This is a genomic window from Nocardia araoensis NBRC 100135 (genome assembly GCF_000308435.1).
Taxonomy (GTDB): domain Bacteria; phylum Actinomycetota; class Actinomycetes; order Mycobacteriales; family Mycobacteriaceae; genus Nocardia; species Nocardia araoensis.
The window spans coordinates 21,530-28,932 of sequence record NZ_BAFR01000118.1 but is presented as its reverse complement, the minus strand read 5'-3'; the positions used below and the strand labels follow the sequence as shown (position 1 = coordinate 28,932).

Genomic DNA, 7,403 nt, shown 5'->3' with positions numbered 1-7,403 from the left:
CTTGGCCGGACCGGTGCTGCCGGTGGTGAACGCGATGAGCAGCAGATCGTCCTCGGTGGCCGGGCGGCCGAGGGGGACGGAGCCGGTGGGCGTGCGGCCCCAGTCGCGCAGCGACTCGCCGCGCCAGAACCAGCGTCTGCCGACCGTCACCGCCGTGCGGACGGTACGGAACCCGCGCCGGAACAGCACGCGCAGCGCATGCGCCTGCGGTATGCCGACGAACGCTTCCGCCTGCACGGCGCGCAGGCAGCGCAACATCTTCCGCACGCCCATGCCCGGGTCGATCACCACGGCCACCGCGCCGATCTTGAGCAGCCCGAACATGATCGCGTACAGCTCCGGGCTCGGCAGCACGAGCACGATGGTGCGTGTCCCCGTGCCGACACCCGACGCCGCGAGTCGCTCGGCGATCGTGTCCGACCACGCGTCCAGCTCGCGATAGGTCAGGTGCCGGTAGGCCGGCAGGCCATCGGGGCCGACCCCGTCCGCGTAGCGCACGGCCACCCGGGTGGGGTCGGTGCGGACGACCGCACGAAACCGATCGATGGCCTGCCAGTAGGTCCCCGTTGTCACGCAGGCGCCCCGGCGAAAACCGGAAGCCGATAGAGCACCGCCGCCGCCGAGGGACCCGCGCCCGCCGCGACGAACAGCAGTTGGCGGTGAGCTGCGAGGGTACCGTCCGCCATCGCCTGGTCGTAGGCCGCGGTGAGCGCGGCCGTGTGCGGGTCGCCGTCGCGCAGATCCGGTGTGCGGACCGAGCTTTCGTCGATGCCGAGGGCGGCGGCCAGCCGCTTCGGGAACTGCGGGCTCGGCGTCGACGCGATCAGCGCGATCTCGTCGAGCGAGGCGTGGTCGGACTCGGCGAGCGCCCGGCGCGCGGCGTCGACGGCCACCTCCAGCAGGCGGTCCTCGAAGCCGGGCTCGCGTTCCACCGTCATGGCGCCACGGCCGGTGTTGCCCATGGTCGTGACGTCGACGTAGGCCTCGATCGCCGGTGTGCCCTCGCCCGCGACGGTGTGCACCCTGCCGAACCCGGTCGGCTCGTCGGTGTGCTCGAGCAGCCACGCCGCGCCGCAGGTGGCGTACGGGAACCGGTCGTCGCCCACGGAGCGCAGCAGCGACGGATGGGTGTCGCCGGAGACGACGAGCACGTGCTCGGCGCTGCCGGTCTCGAGGACCGACCTGGCCACCTGGACCGCGTTGAGCACGCCGATCGCGCCGTTCATCAGATCGAACGAGAACGTCCGCGGATCGTCCTTGGCGTATTCCAGGCCGATGCCGGCCGCCTTCTGGATCAGCGCCGACACCGCGGGCTCGACGGTGTTGGAATCCCGGAAGATGCCCGCGTTGATCAGCAGGCCGACCTGGTCGGGACGGATACCGGCACGTTCCAGGCACCGCTTGGCCGCGCGCCCGCTGTGCTCCACGATGCTGTTGGTGTCGCCGCCGCGGCTGATCGCGGCGGATTTGATACGTACGCTCATGACCGGCTTCAGACCTTCAGTGACGAGATGGTGGTGGACAGGAACCCGGTGACGATGCCGGAGGCCGCTGGCACCAGCAACAGCTTCGAGCCCGCGGGGATGTTCTGCTCGCTGAGCTGATCGTGCAGCACGATGAAATGCGAAGTGGTCGAGGTATTTCCGTACTTCTCGATGACCCGCAGGTCGGGCGGCATCGGGCTGCCGAACTCGCGCTCGGCGATCGCGTTCATCCACGGGATGGCGGTGGCGCCGAACTGATGGTGGATGACGTAGTCGAACTTCTCGTCGGCGAAGGTCTTGCCCTGTGCCTCGAGGAATTTCCGCTGGGTATTGGTGCCGAGCAGGAAGCGGTCCTCGTTGTGCATCCTGCGGTTGTCGGTGTACATCGCGATGCCTTGGGTCTTGCCGCTCGGCATGCCCAGACACAGCTGCGCGTATTCCGCGGCGGTCATCATTTCGATGTAGTGGATCATGTCGTTTTCATCGACCGCCTGGTCCAGCACGATCGCGCAACCGGAGTCGCCGACGGACAGCGAGGCGAATTGCGGATCATATTTCTGGGAAATCTCGGCGACCGCGGTCTCGGCGATCGGAGTAATGGCTTCACCGCTTACCACGAGTCCGTTGCGCACGGCGCCGGACCGGATCATGCGATCCAGGATGTACGTGCCGGTGAGCATTCCTGCGCAGGCATTCGTGATATCGAATGTGATTGCGTTCTTGGCGCCGATAAGTCGGCTTATCGAACCGGCGAAAGACGGTTCCATGTACATCCTGGTGGCATGCTTGCTGCGCGTGATCGAGGCCGAGATGATGACATCGATATCCTCCGGCGCGTACTGCGACCTGGAAAGACAGTCGTCGACAGCCTTGGTGGCGAGCGTGAACGAGTCTTCGTGACTTTCCGGCCTGGTATCGCGGAACCGGCGCTCACGGACGCCGGTTATTTTCTCCAGATCGAATGAAGGCGGTTCTTTGAGCCCGGAAAGAAGCTCCGTCGTGGTGACGACTCTCGAAGGCAGATAGGCGCCGATGGATTCGAAACGAGAATGGGGAGACACGAGCGCTCCTGAAATCGTGGGGGAATACGGTTCCGGATCGACTCTGATCGTCGGTGCAGTGAACACTACCCGACAGTAACAACAAATGGCTATATCGCCTTCGAGCGGCCTGTCTGAGACGGAAATCACTGCCGAAGGTATGTGTTTCGTGAGGTATCACCAACCGGTGATCGGCTGGCTATGGCGTTCGCAGTATTGCGATGTGAAGAGCCGTTTCGGTTTGTCGCGGTGTTTCGTCTCGGAAGCCGTGGGCGGCGCCCCGGGTGGGCGAATGCGTCGCTTTCGGAACGGCAACTGATCGGCTATTACCGGATGGCGGCAAAATGTGGGGACGCGGCGGGGCGTATCTCTCGCCGGATGTGAGTGACTTCACTGCGAACCGTGCGTCGAGCGTGGGATCGGGGCGGCGTCGACGGTATCGGCTGTACGCCGAACTCGCTGGGGCGGAAGGGAATCGGCGGCAAGCGCCGTTCGCCCGGCGGCGTGCCCGCCACTGGACTCGCCGAATCCGTATGGTGTCGCGGTGCGTGCGGTCGCTGACCGGCAAGGGGCCCGGAGTGTGCGGACCGAAGTGGTCAGGGCGTAATCCCGGTGAGGGAGAAGAACTCCTGGCGAGAGCGGGCATCCTCCCGCAGCGTGCCGAGCATGGTGGAAGTGACCGTGGTCGTGCCTGCCGCCTGCACACCGCGCAGGGTCATGCAGGTGTGCTCGGCTTCGATGACGACCCCGACTCCTTTGGGGCTGAGATTCGTCGCCAGCCAGTCGGCGATCTGTTTGGTCAGCCGTTCCTGTACCTGGGGGCGGCAGGAGAAGTGCTCGACGATGCGGGCGAGCTTGGACAGTCCGAGGATGCGGTCGCCGGGTAGATAGCCGACGTGGGCCACCCCGACGAACGGCAGCAGGTGGTGCTCGCACACCGACCGCAACGGGATGCGCCGCGCCAGCACCAGCTCGTCGTACCCCTCGTCGTTGGGGAAGGTGGTCAGGTCGAACGGGCGGGGACTGAACAGTTCGGCGTAGGCGCGAGCCATGCGGCCCGGGGTCGCCTTCAGGTGTTCGTCGTCGAGGCCGACGCCGAGCGCGGAGAGGAACTCACCGGCCGCACGTTCGGCGGCAGCCAGGTCGACGGTGGTGCCGGAGTCGTGGACGACTCGTAACGGATGTCCGTCGCGCCCGGCGAGCATCGCGCTCACGGGGCGTTCGGCCTGCTGCATGTCACTTGTCACGGCGATCTCCTGTAGCTGATTTCACTAACAATTATTGGCGAAACCGCTCGGATCGGTCAAGATTCACAGGACAACTGCTTGACAGACAGGGTTTCGTCCAATGCCGTAAGTGTTATCCTGATCGAGTGACCAGCGATGCGGCGATCGGTGCCGTGGCCGCCCTCGACGACGAACTGCGGCGCGGGATGTATCGGTTCATCCGTCGTGCCCGTCGCCCGGTGACCCGGGACGAGGCCGCCGAGCAGGTCGGGATATCCCGCAAGCTGGCCGCGTTCCATCTGGACAAGCTCGTGGATGCCGGACTGCTGCGGGCCCGCTACGAGCAGGTCGGCGTCCGCCGGGTGGGGCGTACACCGAAGGTCTACGAGCCCGCCGACACCGAGGTTCAGGTCAGCATTCCCGAACGCCGCCACCAGGTGCTGGCGGAGATACTCGCCGACGCGGTCCTCGCCGAGTCGGCCGGCGAGACTTCGCGGGAGGCGGCGATCCGGGTGGCCCGCGAGCGCGGCGCCGAACAGGGGGAGGCGCTACGGCGACATCTTCGGCCGGGACGCCTCGGCGTCGAACGCGCGCTCACCCTGCTGCAGTCGACGCTCACCGATCACGGGTTCGAACCCAGCCGGGAAGGCACGGGTTGCCTGCGCCTGCGGAACTGCCCGTTCCATCCGCTGGCGGCCAAGGCGCCCGACCTGGTGTGCGGAATCAACCACGCCTACCTGCGCGGCTTTCTGAGCGGACTGAAAGCCGACAGTGTGACGGCGATCCTCGCGCCCGCGGCGGGTGAATGCTGCGTCGAACTCCGCTCGGCCGCCGACCGGAGCTGATCACCGGCCGGAGTGGCTCCTCCACCACGGCGTGATCTGCACCGGGTCATGCGGTCGGATCGGGAGTTCGGGCTAGGCCTCGGTGCTCAGCGAGGAGCGTGCGGTGGCGATCCGTTCGAGTACATCGGACGTGTGCGCGTCGAAACGCTCTCGGGAGACCTGGATCTCGCCGTCGAGCCAGGGGCGATAGAGATAGGCGAGGGCGCCGAAGATGGCGCTGGCGTTGAGCTCGTGATCGTGCTCGTCCGGCAGCGGTCCGGTGTAGTCGCCCGCGCTGATGACCAACGCGATCGGCGCGGTGAACAGGCCGATGAGTTCGTAGGCGCGCGGCAGCAGCACGGGTGTGGCCTGCGACTCCACGAACATGATCCGGCCGCGGCGGCGGTCCTCCAGCAGATAGTCGGTGAAGACGGCGACCATGTGGCGGAACATCGCGTCCCGTTCGACGGGGGCGTTGGGCAGCTCGTCCAGCAGCCGTTCGCGCGCGCCGAGCACCACGGTGTCCAGCACGGTGGTCAGCAGCGCGTCCAGGTTCGGAAAGCTCTCGTAGAAGTAGCGTTCGGTGAGTCCGGCCTGCCTGCAGACACCTCGCATGGACGTCTCGGACGCGCCTACGGTGGCCATCAGCTCCGTGCACGCCTCGATCAGCTGTTCCCGGCGCGCGGCGACGCGGTCGGCGGGGGACTGCCCGCGCCAGCGGCGCATGCCCGGAATCGACCCGTCGGCTTCGTCCATGGCCGTCATCCTCTCATAGCGACCGAATTGACATCATGTGATGTTGACAGCATGTGATGTCACCAATACATTGCGAAGACCACCGATCGATCACGAGGGGTGCGAGATGGGCTCTGCCGTATATGCCGACCAGACCCACGCCATCAACGCGCGGGCCGTGGAATTCGACTTCGCCACGGTGCCACTGCACTACATCCCCGGCGAGGCGATGGCCACCCACATCATCAACGTGATGCACCTGGTGCTCCCCGAAGGCGAGCGCGCGATGGCGCAGGCGCTGGCCGAGGCGCTACCCCTGATCGACGACGAGCGGTTACGCGAGGAGGTCCGCGGCTTCATCGGCCAGGAATCCATGCATGCCAGTTCACACGAGAAAGCGCGCGAACAACTGGAACGGCTCGGATTGGAAGTCGGCCCGATGGTGGACCGGCTCAGCTGGCTGGTCGACCGGATACTCGGCGATCACGGACTGTCGGGCCGGGCCAAGCGGGAGTGGCTGTGCGAGCGGCTGGCGTTGTTCGCGGGCATGGAGCATTACACCGCGGTCATCGGGGAGTGGCTGCTCACCAACGACAAACTCGAGGCCAAGGGCATGCACCCGGCGATGCTGGATCTGATCCGCTGGCACGGCGCCGAGGAGGTCGAGCACCGCAGCGTCGTCTACGACGCCTACATGCACGTCGACGGCGGATACGCGCGCAAGGCGCGGCAGGCGCTGCTGGCCGGCGCTGGCTTGCTCGTCCTGTTCGTCGTCTCCGGCGGCTACCTGTTCCACAAGGACCCGTCGAAGCACAAAGGCCGGTTCTGGCCACTGCAATTGGCCAGCGCCTCGGTGCGCGGTGTGGTGCCGAGTTTCACCACGTTCTTCACCGAGATCCCGCGCTACCTGCGGCCGGGCTTTCACCCGTCGCAGCTCGGCCCGATGGACAACGCGCTGCGCTACCTCGCGCAGTCGCCCGCGGCACGGGCGGCGCGCGCGTGACCGCCGTCGAGCGGTTCCAGCCCGGGCCCGCGCTGCGCCTGATCGGCTCGGCCGCCGACGCCTACAAGCGACTGTTCGCCGAAAGCAACTCCGCGCAACTGCTTTCGCGCCCCGCCCCGGTTCGCCGCACCGGCTACGAATTCGAGGTGATCGTCGACCGGATCGGTCAGGAGGCCGACGGGGTGGTGAGCTTGTGGCTGCGCCACCCCGACGGCGGCCCACTGCCCGCGTGGACGCCGGGCGCGCACTTGGACGTCTTCCTGCCGTCCGGTCGCCAGCGGCAGTACTCGCTCACCAACGACCCCGCCGACCGCGGGTTCTACCGCATCGCGGTCCGCCTCATCGCCGACGGTGCGGGCGGCTCCGCGGAGATCCACCGGGATCTGCGGGTGGGTGACCGGCTGGGTGTGCGCGGCCCCCGCAACGCGTTCCCCTTCGTCGCGGCACCGTGCTATCTGTTCGTCGCGGGCGGCATCGGGATCACACCGATCCTGCCCATGGTCGCCGCGGCCGAGCGTGCCGGCGTGCCGTGGCGGTTGATGTACCTGGGACGGTCCAGGACGCGCATGCCGTTCCTGTACGACTTGGCCCGCTACACCGGCGGCGATGTGGTGGTGCGCCCGGACGACGAGTTCGGCGTGCCGGACGCGCGGATGATCTTCGAGCAGACGCCGCCCGGCGCCGCGGTGTACGTCTGCGGGCCGCCGCCGTTGGCCGAGGCCGCGCGCGGGGTGCTCGCGCTGCACGATCCGACGGCCTCGCTGCACACCGAGCGGTTCTCGCCGCTGCCCGTGCGGGACGGGGAGCCGTTCCGGATCCGGTTACAGCGCAGCGGGTTCGACGTGGAGGTCGCCGCCGACGAGTCCGCGCTCAGCGCGATCCGCCGCGTGCTGCCCGGCGTGGCCTACTCCTGCCAGCAGGGTTTCTGCGGGACCTGCAAGACCAGGGTGCTCGCGGGCGCGGTGGAACACCGGGACCGGACGCTGCTCGAGTCCGAACGCGCGGAGACGATGCTGACCTGCGTCTCCCGGGCGCGCGGCGGCGAACTCGAACTGGATCTGTGAGCTCGGCGGGCGCCGTCGCCCGCGGGA

General features: G+C 67.6%; 8 protein-coding genes. 3 read left to right on the top strand and 5 right to left on the bottom strand.

Annotated features, from left to right (window positions below; all coding sequences use genetic code 11):
- From ON21_RS15430 to folE, 4 genes are all read right to left on the bottom strand, one after another.
- A partial coding sequence (locus tag ON21_RS15430; protein WP_039798625.1) for an AMP-binding protein occupies window positions 1-573 on the bottom strand: 573 nt, incomplete at its 3' end.
- Window positions 570-1,484 carry a beta-ketoacyl-[acyl-carrier-protein] synthase family protein gene (locus ON21_RS15425; RefSeq protein WP_039798624.1) on the bottom strand — a complete coding sequence of 305 codons (915 nt, stop codon included), beginning with the start codon at window positions 1,482-1,484 and terminating at the stop codon, window positions 570-572. The genes ON21_RS15430 and ON21_RS15425, both read right to left, overlap by 4 nt.
- Before the next feature lie 8 nt (window positions 1,485-1,492).
- Complete coding sequence (locus tag ON21_RS15420) at window positions 1,493-2,545, bottom strand: 3-oxoacyl-ACP synthase III family protein (RefSeq protein ID WP_039798643.1); 1,053 nt, start codon at window positions 2,543-2,545, stop codon at window positions 1,493-1,495.
- A gap of 575 nt (window positions 2,546-3,120) precedes the next feature.
- A complete protein-coding gene (folE, locus tag ON21_RS15415; RefSeq protein ID WP_039798641.1) occupies window positions 3,121-3,729 on the bottom strand; it encodes a GTP cyclohydrolase I FolE in 609 nt (202 codons plus the stop codon).
- Between the two features lie 167 nt (window positions 3,730-3,896).
- On the opposite strand from folE, the gene ON21_RS15410 reads away from it, so the two are divergent.
- On the top strand, window positions 3,897-4,595 hold the full coding sequence (locus tag ON21_RS15410) for a helix-turn-helix transcriptional regulator (protein ID WP_039798622.1): 699 nt from the start codon (window positions 3,897-3,899) through the stop codon (window positions 4,593-4,595).
- 72 nt (window positions 4,596-4,667) lie between these two features.
- On the opposite strand, the gene ON21_RS15405 is transcribed toward ON21_RS15410, so the two are convergent.
- Window positions 4,668-5,330, bottom strand: coding sequence for a TetR/AcrR family transcriptional regulator (locus ON21_RS15405; protein ID WP_039798621.1), 663 nt, complete (start codon window positions 5,328-5,330; stop codon window positions 4,668-4,670).
- A 106-nt stretch (window positions 5,331-5,436) separates the two neighbouring features.
- Between ON21_RS15405 and ON21_RS15400 the strand changes: the two genes are divergently transcribed.
- Both ON21_RS15400 and ON21_RS15395 read left to right on the top strand, forming a co-directional pair.
- Entirely contained in the window at window positions 5,437-6,312 is an 876-nt protein-coding gene (locus tag ON21_RS15400; protein WP_051020833.1) for a metal-dependent hydrolase, read from the top strand.
- Entirely contained in the window at window positions 6,309-7,376 is a 1,068-nt protein-coding gene (locus ON21_RS15395; RefSeq protein ID WP_039798619.1) for a PDR/VanB family oxidoreductase, read from the top strand. The genes ON21_RS15400 and ON21_RS15395 overlap by 4 nt, the downstream gene beginning before the upstream one ends.
- The last annotated feature ends 27 nt before the right edge of the window (window positions 7,377-7,403 follow it).

Coding starts and splice junctions, on each gene's coding strand:
- folE (WP_039798641.1), bottom strand. CDS start 3,729: ATGCTCGCCGGGCGCGACGGACATCCGTTACGAGTCGTCCACGACTCC.
- ON21_RS15425 (WP_039798624.1), bottom strand. CDS start 1,484: ATGAGCGTACGTATCAAATCCGCCGCGATCAGCCGCGGCGGCGACACC.
- ON21_RS15400 (WP_051020833.1), top strand. CDS start 5,437: ATGGGCTCTGCCGTATATGCCGACCAGACCCACGCCATCAACGCGCGG.
- ON21_RS15405 (WP_039798621.1), bottom strand. CDS start 5,330: ATGGACGAAGCCGACGGGTCGATTCCGGGCATGCGCCGCTGGCGCGGG.